Origin of the sequence: Blastococcus saxobsidens DD2 (assembly GCF_000284015.1) — a bacterium.
Classification (GTDB): domain Bacteria; phylum Actinomycetota; class Actinomycetes; order Mycobacteriales; family Geodermatophilaceae; genus Blastococcus; species Blastococcus saxobsidens_A.
Window position 1 is genome coordinate 2,805,448 of sequence record NC_016943.1, and the last position, 13,741, is coordinate 2,819,188.

Below are 13,741 nucleotides of genomic sequence, written 5' to 3' on the forward strand. Positions count from 1 at the left end.
GTGCGCCTGCTCAGTGGCCGCGGAACGCCTCCTCCAGCCACCACGACGGCTCGTCGCGGGTGACCTTGGCGTCCACCAGCAGCGGCGTCGAGCGGGCCCCGGCCAGCCAGGCCGCGACGCCGTCCAGGTCCGCCGGGCGTCGCACGGTGACCGCCGCGTACCCGTGGCCGCGGCCGATGGCGGCGAAGTCGGTCTCGGGGAACCGGACGGTGTCCAGCGGGTGCCCGTCCGGCCCGAAGTGGTGCACCTCCGCGCCGTAGCCGGCGTCGTCGTAGACGACGACCACCATGGGCAGGCCGAGCCGGACGACGGTCTCCAGCTCTGCGGCCCCCATCAGCGCGCCGCCGTCACCCAGGGCCGCGACCGGCAGCCGATCGGGACGGGCCAGCGCTGCGCCGATCGCGGTCGCCAGGCCCAGGCCCACCGACTGGAAGGCCTGGGTGAAGCAGAAGCCGTGCTCGTCGGGGACGTCGAGGAACATGCTCGGGTAGCCCATGAAGTTGCCCGAATCGACCGCGACCACCCGCTCGGCGGGCAGCAGGTCGTCCAGCGCGACGGTCAGGGCGCGCGGGTCGATGCGCGCCTGGTCGCCCGTGTCGGCGAACGGCTCGTCCCGCCAGCGCCGTCGCAGCGTGAGCGCCTCGCGGACCTCCGCGGTGCGGTAGCCGGTGGCCCGGGCGTCGCCCAGCCTCGCGCTCACGTCCCCTGCCACGGCACGCACGTCGCCGACCACGCCGAACGACACCGCGCGCTGCCGGCCGATCGCGCCGGCCTCGTCGTCGACCTGCACGACCACGGCACCGTCCGCGATCAGCCGGCCGTGCCGCATGGTCCACATGTTCAGCGCGCAGCCCCAGCCGACGATCAGGTCGGCGCCGGAGATCAGCTCGGCGGCCAGCGGTGTGGCGAACCCCCCGGAGACGTCGAGGTCCCAGTCGTTGCCGCGGAACAGCCCCTTGGCCACCGCGGACGTCGCCAGCAGCGCGCCGCAGCGGTCGGCCAGCCCCTCCAGCGCCGCACGGCAGCCCGGACCGCGCGAACCCCGGCCGGCCACGAACACCGGGCGCCGCGCCGTCCGGAGCGCGTCGGCGAGCCGGTCGAGCTCCTCGGCATCGGCCACCGGCACCGGCCGCGCCGGGCCGGCCGCCGGTACCGGCTCCCCGGCATCGTGCTGTTGCACGTCCAGCGGCAGGTTCAGCACGACGGTGCGCCGCTCGTCCCGCGCGATGGCCACGGCCGCAGCCGCCTGCGCCGCCGCGTCCGACGGCGAGGTCAGCCGCACCGACACCGCCCCGACGGCCTCGGCCAGCGCCGGCTGGTCGACGAAGAAGTTCGAGCGCGGCGAGGTCGCCTCCGCCGTCAGCACCACCAGCGGTGTGCGGCTCTTCGCCGCCTCCGTGATGCCGGTCAGCGCGTTGGTCAGCCCGCACCCCTGGTGCAGGGTCAGCGCCGACGGGCGACCGCTCGTGCGGGCGTAGGCGTCGGCCATCGTGGCCGCTCCACCCTCGTGCCGGGCCGCGACGTACCGGGCGCCGGCGGCGACCATCGCGTTCGTCGCCACGAAGTTCCCCGAACCGACGACCCCGAAGGCCGTGTCTATCCCGCCGCGGACGAGCGCCTCCCCGACCGCGTGCGCCACCGTCTGCCGCGCGCGGGTCATCCCCGCTCGACCAGCGCCAGCACCCGTGACGGCGAGCCCGATCCGGAGACGATGGGCAGCGGTGCCGCCACGACGAGCGCGCCGGTCGGCGGTAGCCGGTCGAGGTTCTGCAGCTGGGTGAGGCCGTACTTCCCGCTGCCCATGAGGGCCGCGTGGCACGGGAACGGCGGGTCGAACGAGTGTGCCGCGCCGGCGTCGGTGCCCACCGTCTCCACGCCGAGCCCCAGCACCGGGGATTCCTCGGCGAGCCATCGCGCGCAGTCCGGCGACAGGCCGGGGGTGTGCGGACCGGTGTCGTCGGCGTTGAGGAACTCCTGCTGGGAGGCCGACCGCGCGGCCCAGCCGGTGCGGTAGAGCAGCCAGCCACCCTCGGGCAGCGGGCCGTGGGTCTCCTCCCACGCCCGGACGTGTTCCACCTCGAGCAGGAAGTCGGGGTCCTCGGCGGCCCGGGCGGAGAAGTCGAGGACGGCGGCCGGCGCGATCAGCCGCGCCGCCGGGACCGAGGCCACGTCGTCGCCGTCCCGGCCGGTGACCCAGTGGTTGGGCGCGTCGAAGTGTGTCCCGGTGTGCTCGCCGGTGCGGAAGTTGTTCCAGTACCAGGCCGGGCCGCGGTCGTCGTACCGGCTCAGCTCCTCCAACTCGAACCGGGCCGTCTGGGCGAACTGCTCGGGCAGCTGGATGATCGGTGTCTCCGCCGACAGCGGCGCGGTGAGGTCGACGACCTCGACCCGCGCGGTGGCCAGCGCCTCGGCGAGGCTGGACAGGAGCGACATCGCGGTCCCTTCGCAGGCGGGCGGATCGGCCGACAGCCAATCACAGCCGGCCCATCCCGCCCCGGCTCCGGTCAGCCCTCCTTGGGGATCATGATCCAGAGGATGATGTAGACGAGCTCCCCGACGCCGAACAGGCCGAAGAGGACGAAGCCGAACCGGACGAGCCCCTTGGAGAGCCCGAACCGGTTGGCCAGGGCGGCGCACACCCCGGCGATCACCTTCTGCGAACGCGGTCTGACCAGTGCAGATCTCATGCTCCGCCCCCTACCCGGTACGCCGGGCCGGGTACACGTCGGCCGCCCGATCAGGCGCGCGCCACCAGCCGCGGGACCGCCTCCTCCATGGCCGGGGATCGCCGGGCTGGACCCTGCGGGTGGCGCCGATGGGCGGGGCCAGGAGAGGTCCCTCCCCGCCCCGCCGGCATCGACCACCGGGTGCGGTGTCCGGTGATCGTGGCTATCCGCGGCGGACCGGGGTAGGGACCGGCCATGGATGCGATTTCCTTCGGAAAAGCCGGCCTCGGGGGCTGGCGCGCGAGTGTGGCCGACGCCGTGGCCGGACCGGTCGCCCGGCGGGCCCCGGTCACCGACGACCAGGTGCGCGCGGCGGTGGGAGCGCTGTTCCTCGCGCTCTCGGTGACGTACGTCGTGAGCTCGGTGAAGCGCCTGGCCGCCCGCTGAGCACGGTCCTCGGCGGTCAGCCGCCGCGGACGGCCGCGTCCCACGTGGTTGAGACGGCCTGCGTCCCACGTGGTTGAAGACGCCGTCGAGCAGCAGTCGCAGGCCGCAGGCCCGGCACTCCGCGACCAGGGTGTCGAGATCGGCGTCGTTGCCCAGCCGCGGATCGATCCGCCGATGGTCGGTCGTGTCGTAGCCGTGGGTGCCGGAGGCGAACACCGGGCCCAGGGCCAGCCCCGATGCGCCGAGGGCGATGGCATGGTCGAGCCACGGGGTGAGCTGCGGCAGCCGGTGGCGCACCGGCCGGCCGGGATCCGCGCTCGGCTCCGCACCGACGAACCCCAGGGGGTACCGGAAAGGGCTGGTGGGGGGTATAGTTCTCCCTGGTCGCTGTTGCGCCTCTGCTTTCGTTCTTGGACGTCCGCAGTCGTCTCTGCCTGACGTTCCTCTCGGTCCTGCCGGTCGGTGCGGCGGCCCCGCACCCGGTACGTACCTGTGCGGTCACCTCCCAGCACGGAAGAAGTAACGACATGGCTCAGGGCACTGTGAAGTGGTTCAACGCGGAGAAGGGCTTCGGGTTCATCGCCCAGGACGGCGGCGGCGCCGACGTCTTCTGCCACTACTCCGCCATCAGCGGCAACGGCTACAAGTCCCTCGACGAGGGCCAGCAGGTCGAGTTCGACGTCACGCAGGGCCAGAAGGGCCCGCAGGCGGAGAACGTCCGCCCGCTCTGATCGTCGCCTGACGGGAGGGGCCACGGCGCACTGCGCCGTGGCCCCTTTCGCGTTCCTCCCCCCGGCGCATCCGCCCTCGGGGGCAGCCACCGGCGACCGCAGGCGGGCCGCCCGGCACGACCCGAGGACAGCCCTTGACCAAGCACGTCGGACGTTGCGCGGAAGCCCATCTCGGTTGTCCCTGCCGGGGTGACGAGAAGATCCACGAGGAGCGCAGCCGCGCCGTCAGCGAGGCGCGGGCGAGCGCCGGGCAGTCGGTGGAGTGCCCCGAGTGCGGCGGACCCACGACCCCGTTGTGCATCGTCTCCTGGGGCAACTGCCGGGCCTGCCGGACCGCGCACTCGCGGTCCACCCACCCCCTGCGCTGGTGACCGTGGGCTACCGCGCCTGCACGTCCGCCCCGCGGGGCACCCAGTACCCGCCCAGCACCCGGTCGAGGACCACGTCGGCCGGTGGAACCCCCGACGCGCCGCGGACCACGTGCCGCTCCCGGTGGGCCTCGCTGTAGACCCACTCCCCCGTTCCGGCCCGAGCGGCTCCCCCGGCCGGCCGGCCGTGATCCGCCGCAGTGCCGCACCGTCAGGCCGCCCGGCGCCGTCGTGCACCGCACCGCGCGCCTCCGGCCCCGCAGGACCGGAGCGACGGCAGCCGGTCGGCGGCCGCACCGGGCCGGCCGGACACCCGCGAGGCTCCGCTGCGATCTGCCTCTAGAGCTCCCGCACCACCCGGACCGGGTTGCCGACGGCGACGACGTCGGATGGCAGGTCCCGGGTGACCACTGACCCGGCGCCCGCCGCGAGGTCGGGGTCGTCGGGGCGGTACGGCAACCCGGCCAGCATCCGGTCCTTCATCTCCCCCACGTGGGCACCGTAGCCACCGCCACGGGCACCGTCGGGCACGGGGAGTCAGGTCCCGAGGACCTCGGCGGCGTCCGGCACGGACCCGGCGCCCGACGACCGGCCCGGAGCGGTCAGAGACCGACCGCGACGGTCGCCGCCAGCTCGCGGCAGGCCTCCAGGTCGGCCGCAGACGGCGCACCGGTGAGGCTCAGCGGCGCGGCGACCTGCTTCCAGCGCAGCGCCTCGGTGATCCGCTCGACGCTGCGCAGCGCGCCCGCGGTGTCGTCGTTCCCGTGCACGTAGACCCCGTACGGCCGCCCCACCGTGGCGTCCAGGCACGGGTAGTAGACGGTGTCGAAGAAGTGCTTGAGGGCGCCGGACATGTACCCGATGTTCGCCGGCGTGCCGAGCAGCACCCCGTCGGCGGCGAGCAGGTCAGCGGGTCCCGCGGACAAGGCCGGCCGGAGCACGAGCTCGACGTCGTCGACCAGCGCGACGCCTTCCTTGACCGCCTCCAGCACGGCCTGCAGGGCCGGCGACGGCGTGTGGTGGACGACCAGCAGGCGGGGCATCCTGGCATTGTGCCCACTCCCGTACCCCGCGGTGGCCCCAGAGCTGCGGGTGTGAGAGTGGCGGCATGCATCTGGTGCTCGAGTACACGCTCGCCGAGGACTACCTGGAGCGGCGGACCGCGCTGCGCGCCGACCATCTGGACCTGGCCCGGGCTGCCCACGAGCGGGGTGAGCTGTTGCTGGCCGGTGCTCTCCCCGACCCCTACGACCGGGCGCTGCTGATCTGGACGGCGCCGCGCGCGGCGGTCGAGCGCTTCGTGGCCCAGGATCCCTACGTCACCAAGGGCATGGTGACCGCGTGGACCATCCGGCCGTGGAACGTGGTCGTCGGTTGAGTCAGCACCCGGTGCGCGCGGCGGCGTCGGGCCGCAGCTGCCCGTAGACGCGCGCGAGGTCGGGCAGCTGGAAGTGGGCGTTGAGACCGCTGGGGTTGGGCACCACCCAGGTGTCGGCACCACCCACCCGCTCGGGCTGCCGGCCGATCAGCGCCTTCGGCCGGCCGAACCCCTCCCGCCAGGCGGTGATCCCGAGGACGGCGAGGACCCGCGGCCGGTACCGGGCCACCAGCCGCTCCAGTGCCTCCGCGCCGGCGCGGAGCTCGTCGCCGGAGAGCTCGGCCGCGGTCCGGGTCGGCCGGTCGACGACGTTGGTCACGCCGAGCCCGTAGCGCAGCAGCTGTCGGTCCTCGACCGGCTGCAACCGCCGCGGCGTGAGCCCGGCCAGATGGATGGCCGGCCAGAACCGGTTGCCCGGCCGGGCGAAGTGGTGGCCGATCTCCGCGGACATCAGCGAGGGGTTGATACCGCAGAACAGCACGTCCAGCCCCGGGGCGATGACGTCGGGCAGTGGCTTGTCGGGCACCTGCCCATCCTTCCCGGGGCGATCGCGGGGTCACCGGCCGGCGGGCCCGGGCTAGCGGTAGCTGAGCAGGTTCCGCCGGTCGCCCGTGACGTGGGCGTGGTCGTTGAAGGCCAGCAGGGACAGCCCGCCGGCGCCCGCCAGCACCGAGGTGATCCCGACGTTCACCGCCGCCCGGTTGAGCCCGACCACGCCGTCGGCCGGTGCCGCGAGGAGCGCGGCGACCACCGCGGCGATCACCCCGGCAGAGGTGGCGACGACGGCGTCCCGGCCACGGGGCAGCCGGGCGACCAGCTCCTCGACCGCGGCGACCGCCCCGGAGGAGAACGCCGGCCAGCCGTCGGGCTCACCGGCGGCGATCCAGGAGCGCAGCGCGGCGTCGAGCAGCCGCTGCACCTGGCGGGAGCCGGACTCGCCGGCCGGCTCTCCCCCGGGATCGGTGGGATACCGCTTCAGCAGGTCCAGGTGGTCGTACTCGTCGAGCCGCGGATCGACGTCCCCGGGCACCGGCCAGCCGGCGGCCTCGGCGAGCAGCGCCGCGGTGTCACGCTGGCGGCGCAGGGTGCCCGAGAGGACCAGCGGGTCGCGGAGGTCGCGTCGTCGCAGCTCCTCCCCCAGGCAGGTCGCCTGCTGCCGGCCGAGATCGCTGAGGACGTCGTAGTCGTCGGACCCGAAGGAGGCCTGACCGTGCCGGACGAGGCAGATCAGCGGCATCCGGCCAGCCTCTCGGCGCGCTGGAGCAGGACGGCGGCGGCGATCCCGAAGTTCGCGAACCGCGGGTTGGTGGTGTGCCCGGAGCTGTAGCGGGCCCAGATCTGCTGGATGATCACCGCGAGCCGGAACAGTCCGAACACCTCGTAGAAGGTCCAGTCGTCGGTGCGGAGCCCCGTGCGGGCCAGGTAGCGCTCGACCAGCTGCTCACGGGTCGGCATCCCGGGCAGGATGCTCGGCTGGGTGGAGACGAGCCCGAACTCCTCCTCGTCGTCGGCGGTCACCCAGTAGGCGAGCGAGGCGCCGAGATCCATCAGCGGATCGCCCACGGTGGCCATCTCCCAGTCGAGGACGCCGGTGATGCGCGGCGTGCCCGAGAGGTCGAGCACCAGGTTGTCCAGCTTCCAGTCCCCGTGCAGCAGGCTCGCCCGCACGTCCTGCGGCTGGTGCTCGGCCAGCCAGGCCATGAGCTCCTCGGCCGGCGGCACGTCGTCGGTCAGCGCGTCGCGGAAGCGCCGCGACCAGCCCTCCACCTGGCGGCGGACGTACCCCGGCCCCTTGCCCAGGTCGGCGAGGCCGGCGGCGTCGACGTCGATGAGGTGCAGGTCGGCCAGCGTGTCGTAGGTGGTCTCGCCCAGGACCCGCGCCCGCTCGGGCGAGAGCTGCACGCCCTCGGGCAGCTTCCGGGTGAGGATGGTGCCGGTCAGCCGCTCCATGACGTAGAAGTCGCTGCCGATGACCGACGGGTCCGAGCAGAAGCCGTAGATCTCGGCGACCACGTCCAGGTGCGGGCGCAGCCGCTGCTGCACGCGCACCTCCCGGCCCATGTCGTGCGCCGAGGCCGCCCTGTGCCCGTGCGGCGGCCTGCGCAGCACCAGCTCCAGGTCGGCGTAGTCGAGCAGGTAGGTGAGGTTGCTGGCCCCGCCGGAGAACTGCCGCACCAGGGGTGCGGACCGCCCCTCGAGCGCCGGCACGCGCGGCGCCAGCCACGCGTGCACGGCCTCGACGTCGAAGGCGTCCTCGGGTCGGACCTCGCGCAGTCGGCTTCCGTTCTCGCTCATCGGCCCCATCCCATCACGGGCCGCCCCCGGGTACGCGGGGACGGCGTCAGCGCAGCTCCTCCCGAGGATCGTGCCGGTGGGGTTCCTCGGGCAGCTCGGTCACCAGTTCGCCGATGCGGCACAGCGGCTCGTCGGGAGCGGTCGTGGCCGACTCCCGGAGCGTGGTGGCGAGGGCGGACGACATCGACGGTTCCCCTGGTCGGTCTGCGTCGGTGTGAGTTGCAACGCGCCGCGGCCACCGGCGTGTGCGGCGATCGGCCGTCGCCGGACGCCGGTCGGGCAGGAGATGCACACCGGGACATGCGGGTCCGGAAGTGCTAGCGTCGTCAGCGGGTCGAAGCTCCGGCCCCAGCTGCGTCCGGGACATCGCGCTGCTACCGGAGCCCCACTCCGGGCAGTGCGCGCCCCAGGTGGGAGATCCGCCATGGATCTGCACGAGTACCCCGAGCACTGCGCCGCGGCCGAGCCCGCGGGGTCTCCCTTCACGGTCTCGGTCGACGTGCGCTCGGCGGAGGTCAGCGTGGCCGGTGAGCTCGACCGGGAACACGCCCACCACGTGCTCGACGCGCTGGCCGCGCTGTCCGCCACCGACCATGCGGTCTGGACCCTGGAGGCCCGGCAGGTCACCTTCTGCGACGCCGCGGGCCTGCGGTCGCTGGTGACCGCGCACCGCCTGGCCCACCGCCACGGTCGGGAGCTGTCGGTGCTGCCCAGCACGTGCATGCACCGGCTGGTGCTGCTGGTCGGGCTGGAACAGCTGCTGCACACCCCACCGGCGCCGGCCAGGCTCGTGACCGATGTCGCGGAGTGCCGGCGGGCCCACACGTCCCTGGCGACCGTCCGCGAACTCCGTCATCCGGCCGGGCGGCCGGCGCCGACGGACCCGGCACCGGCGGAGTCCGCGGTCGGCTGACGCCGGGACGGCTACTGGACGGGCGCGTCCGGCGGCGGGACCCGGTGGCTCAGCTGCTCGTCGACCGACACCACGCCCGCGACGCCGGACAGCGCACCCAGGGTGCCGGGCGGGACCGAACCGGTGATGATGCCCAGCCCGTCCAGCACCTGGTCCACCTGCATGCCGCGCGCCCGCAGCCCCTGCACCACGCCGTCGAGGGCGGACAGGTGCCCGTCGTCGACGGTGACGCTGACGTGGGTCATGTCCGGCGAGACTACGCGGACCCGCGCGGCCGGGGAATCGCTCACCGCGGCGCCAGCACCAGCCCGCTCCCCACGTCGAGCGACGGCTGGAGCAGCCGCTCGCTCTCCTGGCAGAGCGTCGCCCACAGCTCCATTCCGCGGCGGCCGGTGGCCTCGGCCCACAGCGCGGCCACCCCGGCCACGTGCGGAGTCGCCATGCTGGTGCCGCTGATCGTGCGGTAGCGATCCGGCATCGGCCACGACGAGAGCACCTCCCCTCCCGGTGCGGCGACGTCGACCTGGCCACCGCGCTCCGGCAGGCTGCGGGCCGAGAAGTACGCCATCTCCAGACCCGGGTCCAGCGCACCCACGGCCATGATCTCCACGCTGTTGGCCGGGGCGCCCACGAAGCCCGGGTTCCCCCCGCGCCGGTCGCCGTTGTTGCCGGCGGCGGCGATGATCAGCGAGCCGCGCTGCAGCGCCCGACGCCCGGCCGCCGAGTACGGCGGGTGCGCCTCCATGACATCCGCGCCCAGGGACATCGAGATGACCGGGCAGCCGCTGGTCACCGCCCAGTTGATCCCGGCGAGGATGCCGGCGTCGGTGCCGCTGCCCTCGTTGCCGAGCACCTTGCCGGAGAAGATCTCCGCGTCCGAGGCGACGCCGTACCGGGGCCCGGTTCGAGGCCCAGCGGGCCCGCACGCGGTCCCGATGCAGTGCGTGCCGTGCCCGTGGCCGTCCTGGGCGTCCTCCCCGGCGACGAAGGAACGGGCCGTCACCGCCCGGCCCACGAAGTCGGGATGGGGCAGGTCGAAACCGGTGTCCAGCACCGCGACCCGGATGCCACGACCGGAGAAGCCGCAGGCGTCGGCGCGCACCGCCTGCACCCCCCAGGTCGCCTCCGCGGTGTCCTGGAACCGCGCCCTGGGCGCCGCCCCGGCGGGCGTATCGGCGGACGCGAACCGCCCGGCCAGATCGCTGACGCCGTCCCGGTAGCCGCGCACGTAGGTGCCCATGTCGGCCGGGAGGACGTGGTGGACGAGTTCCGGCGAGACCGACAGCACCGGCCGGGCCGACCCCGCCCGCAGCTCGCGCAGCTGTCCCTCGTCCGCCGTGACGACGGCGATGCCGAGCGCGGCGAACACCGTGGCGCCGGCTCCCCGGAGGGTCTCCGGCGGGACGTCGCCGGCGGCGAAGTCCCGCGAGTCCGCGACGTCGCGCACCCCGGCGCGGGCCCAGTCGACCGGCTCCTCGCTGTCGGCGTCGGCGAAGACGACGACCTGGCGGCCGGTGGTCCGTGGCCGGGGGTCGGGGCGCTCCGTCTCCGGGACGGCTGGGCGGCGCGGATCCTTCATCGTTCCCCCTCGGGCGGTGCTCGGCGGCCGGGCGGCGCCACCTACAGCTAGTCGTGGCGTCGTCCCGCTCCGTCAGCGTCGCCGTGCCGCCGCGGACGGGCAACCCGGGAGCACGGTCAGCCCTGCACGACCGTGGGGTCCATCCACATGACCTCCCAGACGTTGCCGTCGGGGTCGGCGAAGCTCGCCCCGTACATGACGCCGTGGTCCTGGGGCGGCAGCCACGGCTTCCCTCCGGCGGTGACGGCGGTGCTCACCAGCCGGTCCACCTCCTCCCGGCTGTCCGCCGACAGGCAGATGAGGACCGACGTGGCCTGCGCCGGGTCGCCGACCGCACCGGTGACGAAGTCGGCGAACCGCTCGCGGGTCAGCAGCATCACGTGGATGTTCTCCTCGACGACGTAGGAGACGCACCGCTCGTCGGAGAACTGGTCGTTGCGCCGGAAACCCAGCGCGCCGTAGAAGGCGTCGGCCCGGTCGCGGTCGGTGACGGGCAGGTTCACGAAGATCATGCGCACGGGGACTCCTCGGACGTGGTCGCCGCCCGCCGGGTGCGGGAAACTCCGAGGGGAAGACCGGGAGGTCGCACGGAAGTCATCGCTGCCACCGGAGATTGCCGGGTGCGACCGGGACAGCTCGGCCCGGGGGCGCCGGCCGCGGGCCGGCCGGCGACGACCTCAGTCCCTCGACTGCACGATCGAGGCGTCGAGGAAGGGCTCCCCCTCCCAGTTCGCGTAGGCCTCGTCGGGGAGGTCGCTGCCGACGGCTTCCTCGACCGCGACGAGCTCGAACTCCTCCCAGGGCACGGCGGCGACCGCGACCACCTGACCGGGCGCCAGGTCACCGAGCTCCTCGTGCATGATCACGAGGATCGGCTCGACGTCGTCCTCGCCGCCGAGCGTGAAGGCTATCGGGGAGATGATGCGCTGCACCTCGCCGAGCAGCGACACCTCCAGGCCCTCGTAGCCCTCGATGTCGTCGCGGAAGGCCTCGCTGTAGAGCCCGCTGTAGGGGTCCTCGAGGTCCTCGACCGGCCGGACGCCGACGTCGACCGGGGTGGTCGCCGAGGTGTCGTCCTCCCCGCAGCCGGCGAGGGCGATCACGCCGAAGGTCAGTGACAGGAAGGCGCCGGCCACGGAGGGCCACCGACGCCGGGCGGCGTGCGACAGCGCCACCGGGCTCACCCGTCCCGCCGGATGCGGCCGCTCGCGGCAGGCGGCGGGGTCGGTCGCCGGCTGGTCGTCATGGCCGTCGTTCCTTCCGTGCTGAGGTCCGGCCGCGGAGTCCGGCGAAGCGGTCGGTGCGATGCTTCTACACTCCTTCCCGGTATCGGCACCGCGAGGCCGGCCCGCCGGTTTCGTCACCGGTTCGCAACAGGGGTGGACCCCTCGGCCCGTGTGCCCGTTGCGAAGCCGTGACAGCGCGCGCGGCCGCGTATCCTCCGCGACCCGCCGGGCATCCCCAGGCAGCGGACGGCCGTGCCTTGCCTCCGCACCCGGTGCGTCACCCGGCCACCGGCCGACGAGTCGAGGAGGACAGCCATGTCCAGCGCCGTGCCACCCGTCCAGCCCCTGGAGCAGCAGGCCCGCACCGTCGACCTGGTGCGCTGGGGGCCGGTGATCGCCGGCGCGGTCATCGGCCTGGCCGTCTACGCCCTGTTCAACGCGCTGTGGCTCGCCCTCGCCTCCAGCGCCGGCAACGGTTGGGTGAGCGACAACCTCGGCTGGTTCGTCGGCGGCACCGCCGCCGGTGCCCTGCTGTTCGCCGGCTTCCTCGCCGGGCTGCTGGCCGGCGCGCGGGGGGCCATGGCCGGGCTGGTGAACGGGCTCACCGCCTGGGGGCTGCTCTTCCTGCTCACCCTCACCGCGGTGGTGCCGGGCGCTCTGAACCTCAGCGGCAACCTCGCCGCGGGCCTCGAAGGCGGTACCCAGCAGGTCGGCAGCGGCCTCGGCTCCGCCGGTGGCGGGTTCACCGTGGAGACCGCCCTGTGGACCGGCTTCTGGTCGCTGCTGGCGGGCCTGGTGCTGGCCGTCCTGGGCGGGATCCTCGGCGGCAAGGTGCGCCGCCCGGTGAAGGTCGCCGAGTCCCACACCCGCGATGACACCCCGGCGCCGCCCCCGGCGCCGCCCGCCGACCCCGGCCCGGCGACCGCGCCGACGGCCGTGATCAGGGACAACCACGTCGTGGACCGCGCCCCCGGCCGCGAGGAGACCGTGGCGGGCCGGTCGGTCACCCGCGAGGAGCGCGTCGACCGCTGAGCCGGCGCCGGAGGCGGCGACCGACGTCGTCGGCCTCCGGCAGCCCGGCCGACGCGGGGGCACGCTGGTCGGGCAGTTCTTCCAGACCGATCCGTACGTGACCGTCGGCTGGACGGACACCTCGATCACCGCGGCCGGATGAGCCCGACCACTCCTCAGCCCTGTCCGGCGCCTCGGCGTCGCGTGCACCACTCCCCCCACCCGGAGGTCCTCCCCCCATGAAGCACTGGATCGGACGCGTCGCCGCCGTCATCGGCGGGCTGCTCACGCTGCTGCTCGTCTACGGCGTCCTGATCGAGCCGCGGCTGATCCTCGACGTGGAGCGGGCGGACGTCGTGCTCGCCCAGCTCCCGGAGACGGCCGACGGCACGGAGGTCGCGCTCATCACCGACCTGCAGGTCGGCATGTGGTGGGCCAACGAGGGCATGGTGGAGCGCGCCGTCGAGGAGATCGTCGAGGACGAGCCCGACGTCGCGCTGCTCGGCGGCGACTTCGTCTACAGCAGCAGCCCGAGCGTCGATGAGCAGGTGGACACGGTGCTCGACCTGCTGGACCCCCTGCTGCAGTCGGGCATTTCCACGTTCGCCGTCCTGGGGAACCACGACTACGCCGTGGGAGCGGCCGAGGAGGTGGCCACCGCCCTGGAGGCCGCGGGCGTCACCGTGCTGCGCAACGAGGCTGCGCCGGTACCGGGCACCGGCACCGGCGCCGCGGCCCTGCACGTGGTCGGTGTCGGGCCGGTGGTGCCGGGTGAACTCGACATCGACGCCGCGCTGGCCGACGTGCCGGACGGCGCCCCCCGCATCGTGCTGTCGCACAACCCCACCGTGTTGGACGAGTTCCCCGCCGGCACCGCCCCGCTCGCGCTGGCCGGTCACACCCACTGCGGCCAGATCGCCCTGCCGGGCACGCCGCACTGGGCCTACCTCGCACTGACCGAGGAGGAGAAGATCGTCGCGGAGGGCTGGGCGCCGGAGGACTACGCGGCCGAGGGCAACCGGCTGTTCGTCACCTGCGGCACGGGCTTCAGCGTCGTGCCGGTCCGGATCAACGCCCCGCCGGAGATCGCCTTCTTCACCCTGCGGTCCGAGGGCTGACCCGCGGAC

The 13,741-nt window shown here is 74.2% G+C and carries 19 protein-coding genes and 1 pseudogene; 6 read left to right on the top strand and 14 right to left on the bottom strand.

The window, feature by feature from the left end; all coding sequences use genetic code 11:
• Positions 1 to 10: 10 nt before the first annotated feature.
• From BLASA_RS13290 to BLASA_RS13300, 3 genes are all read right to left on the bottom strand, one after another.
• On the bottom strand, positions 11 to 1,660 hold the full coding sequence (locus tag BLASA_RS13290) for a thiamine pyrophosphate-binding protein (protein WP_014376683.1): 1,650 nt from the start codon (positions 1,658 to 1,660) through the stop codon (positions 11 to 13).
• Positions 1,657 to 2,433 (bottom strand): cyclase family protein, encoded by a 777-nt coding sequence (locus tag BLASA_RS13295; protein WP_014376684.1) that lies wholly within the window; start codon positions 2,431 to 2,433, stop codon positions 1,657 to 1,659. The genes BLASA_RS13290 and BLASA_RS13295 overlap by 4 nt, the downstream gene beginning before the upstream one ends.
• Before the next feature lie 71 nt (positions 2,434 to 2,504).
• Positions 2,505 to 2,687 carry a PspC domain-containing protein gene (locus BLASA_RS13300; RefSeq protein WP_041775762.1) on the bottom strand — a complete coding sequence of 61 codons (183 nt, stop codon included), beginning with the start codon at positions 2,685 to 2,687 and terminating at the stop codon, positions 2,505 to 2,507.
• 234 nt (positions 2,688 to 2,921) lie between these two features.
• Here BLASA_RS13300 and BLASA_RS13305 point away from each other — a divergent pair, with 234 nt between their 5' ends.
• Positions 2,922 to 3,113: a hypothetical protein gene (locus BLASA_RS13305; protein WP_014376686.1), complete on the top strand. Its 192-nt coding sequence runs from the start codon at positions 2,922 to 2,924 to the stop codon at positions 3,111 to 3,113.
• Positions 3,114 to 3,182: 69 nt separating this feature from the next.
• Here BLASA_RS13305 and BLASA_RS26325 read toward each other — a convergent pair.
• Positions 3,183 to 3,410 (bottom strand): annotated as a pseudogene (locus tag BLASA_RS26325) (alpha-amylase family glycosyl hydrolase); the annotation flags it as partial.
• Between the two features lie 230 nt (positions 3,411 to 3,640).
• On the opposite strand from BLASA_RS26325, the gene BLASA_RS13310 reads away from it, so the two are divergent.
• A complete protein-coding gene (locus tag BLASA_RS13310) occupies positions 3,641 to 3,844 on the top strand; it encodes a cold-shock protein (protein ID WP_041775763.1) in 204 nt (67 codons plus the stop codon).
• Positions 3,845 to 4,551: 707 nt separating this feature from the next.
• On the opposite strand, the gene BLASA_RS25980 is transcribed toward BLASA_RS13310, so the two are convergent.
• Together BLASA_RS25980 and BLASA_RS13320 are read right to left on the bottom strand one after the other, a co-directional pair.
• Positions 4,552 to 4,704, bottom strand: a complete 153-nt coding sequence (locus BLASA_RS25980; protein ID WP_014376690.1) for a hypothetical protein — start codon at positions 4,702 to 4,704, stop codon at positions 4,552 to 4,554.
• Positions 4,705 to 4,814: 110 nt separating this feature from the next.
• Entirely contained in the window at positions 4,815 to 5,255 is a 441-nt protein-coding gene (locus tag BLASA_RS13320; RefSeq protein WP_014376691.1) for a flavodoxin family protein, read from the bottom strand.
• Positions 5,256 to 5,320: 65 nt separating this feature from the next.
• Between BLASA_RS13320 and BLASA_RS13325 the strand changes: the two genes are divergently transcribed.
• Positions 5,321 to 5,590 carry a YciI-like protein gene (locus tag BLASA_RS13325; protein ID WP_014376692.1) on the top strand — a complete coding sequence of 90 codons (270 nt, stop codon included), beginning with the start codon at positions 5,321 to 5,323 and terminating at the stop codon, positions 5,588 to 5,590.
• A 1-nt stretch (position 5,591) separates the two neighbouring features.
• Here BLASA_RS13325 and mug read toward each other — a convergent pair whose 3' ends face one another.
• The 4 genes from mug to BLASA_RS25090 are packed head-to-tail and all read right to left on the bottom strand — an operon-like array spanning position 5,592 to position 8,069.
• Positions 5,592 to 6,116, bottom strand: a complete 525-nt coding sequence (gene mug / locus BLASA_RS13330; RefSeq protein ID WP_014376693.1) for a G/U mismatch-specific DNA glycosylase — start codon at positions 6,114 to 6,116, stop codon at positions 5,592 to 5,594.
• Between the two features lie 51 nt (positions 6,117 to 6,167).
• Entirely contained in the window at positions 6,168 to 6,827 is a 660-nt protein-coding gene (locus tag BLASA_RS13335) for a histidine phosphatase family protein (RefSeq protein WP_014376694.1), read from the bottom strand.
• On the bottom strand, positions 6,818 to 7,885 hold the full coding sequence (locus BLASA_RS13340; RefSeq protein ID WP_014376695.1) for a phosphotransferase family protein: 1,068 nt from the start codon (positions 7,883 to 7,885) through the stop codon (positions 6,818 to 6,820). The genes BLASA_RS13335 and BLASA_RS13340 overlap by 10 nt, the downstream gene beginning before the upstream one ends.
• Before the next feature lie 46 nt (positions 7,886 to 7,931).
• Positions 7,932 to 8,069, bottom strand: a complete 138-nt coding sequence (locus BLASA_RS25090; protein WP_166486547.1) for a hypothetical protein — start codon at positions 8,067 to 8,069, stop codon at positions 7,932 to 7,934.
• 240 nt (positions 8,070 to 8,309) lie between these two features.
• Between BLASA_RS25090 and BLASA_RS23520 the strand changes: the two genes are divergently transcribed.
• Complete coding sequence (locus BLASA_RS23520) at positions 8,310 to 8,798, top strand: STAS domain-containing protein (protein ID WP_014376696.1); 489 nt, start codon at positions 8,310 to 8,312, stop codon at positions 8,796 to 8,798.
• An 11-nt stretch (positions 8,799 to 8,809) separates the two neighbouring features.
• On the opposite strand, the gene BLASA_RS13350 is transcribed toward BLASA_RS23520, so the two are convergent.
• From BLASA_RS13350 to BLASA_RS13365, 4 genes are all read right to left on the bottom strand, one after another.
• Entirely contained in the window at positions 8,810 to 9,043 is a 234-nt protein-coding gene (locus BLASA_RS13350; RefSeq protein ID WP_014376697.1) for a hypothetical protein, read from the bottom strand.
• 41 nt (positions 9,044 to 9,084) lie between these two features.
• Complete coding sequence (locus BLASA_RS13355) at positions 9,085 to 10,377, bottom strand: S8 family serine peptidase (protein WP_014376698.1); 1,293 nt, start codon at positions 10,375 to 10,377, stop codon at positions 9,085 to 9,087.
• Between the two features lie 116 nt (positions 10,378 to 10,493).
• The gene (locus BLASA_RS13360; protein ID WP_231839646.1) at positions 10,494 to 10,889 is read right to left on the bottom strand and encodes a VOC family protein; all 396 of its coding nucleotides are present in this window, start codon (positions 10,887 to 10,889) and stop codon (positions 10,494 to 10,496) included.
• Positions 10,890 to 11,054: 165 nt separating this feature from the next.
• Positions 11,055 to 11,552, bottom strand: a complete 498-nt coding sequence (locus BLASA_RS13365; RefSeq protein ID WP_014376700.1) for a hypothetical protein — start codon at positions 11,550 to 11,552, stop codon at positions 11,055 to 11,057.
• Positions 11,553 to 11,918: 366 nt separating this feature from the next.
• Between BLASA_RS13365 and BLASA_RS13370 the strand changes: the two genes are divergently transcribed.
• Both BLASA_RS13370 and BLASA_RS13375 read left to right on the top strand, forming a co-directional pair.
• The gene (locus tag BLASA_RS13370) at positions 11,919 to 12,635 is read left to right on the top strand and encodes a hypothetical protein (protein ID WP_014376702.1); all 717 of its coding nucleotides are present in this window, start codon (positions 11,919 to 11,921) and stop codon (positions 12,633 to 12,635) included.
• Positions 12,636 to 12,853: 218 nt separating this feature from the next.
• Positions 12,854 to 13,732 (top strand): metallophosphoesterase, encoded by an 879-nt coding sequence (locus BLASA_RS13375; protein WP_014376703.1) that lies wholly within the window; start codon positions 12,854 to 12,856, stop codon positions 13,730 to 13,732.
• Positions 13,733 to 13,741 lie beyond the last annotated feature (9 nt).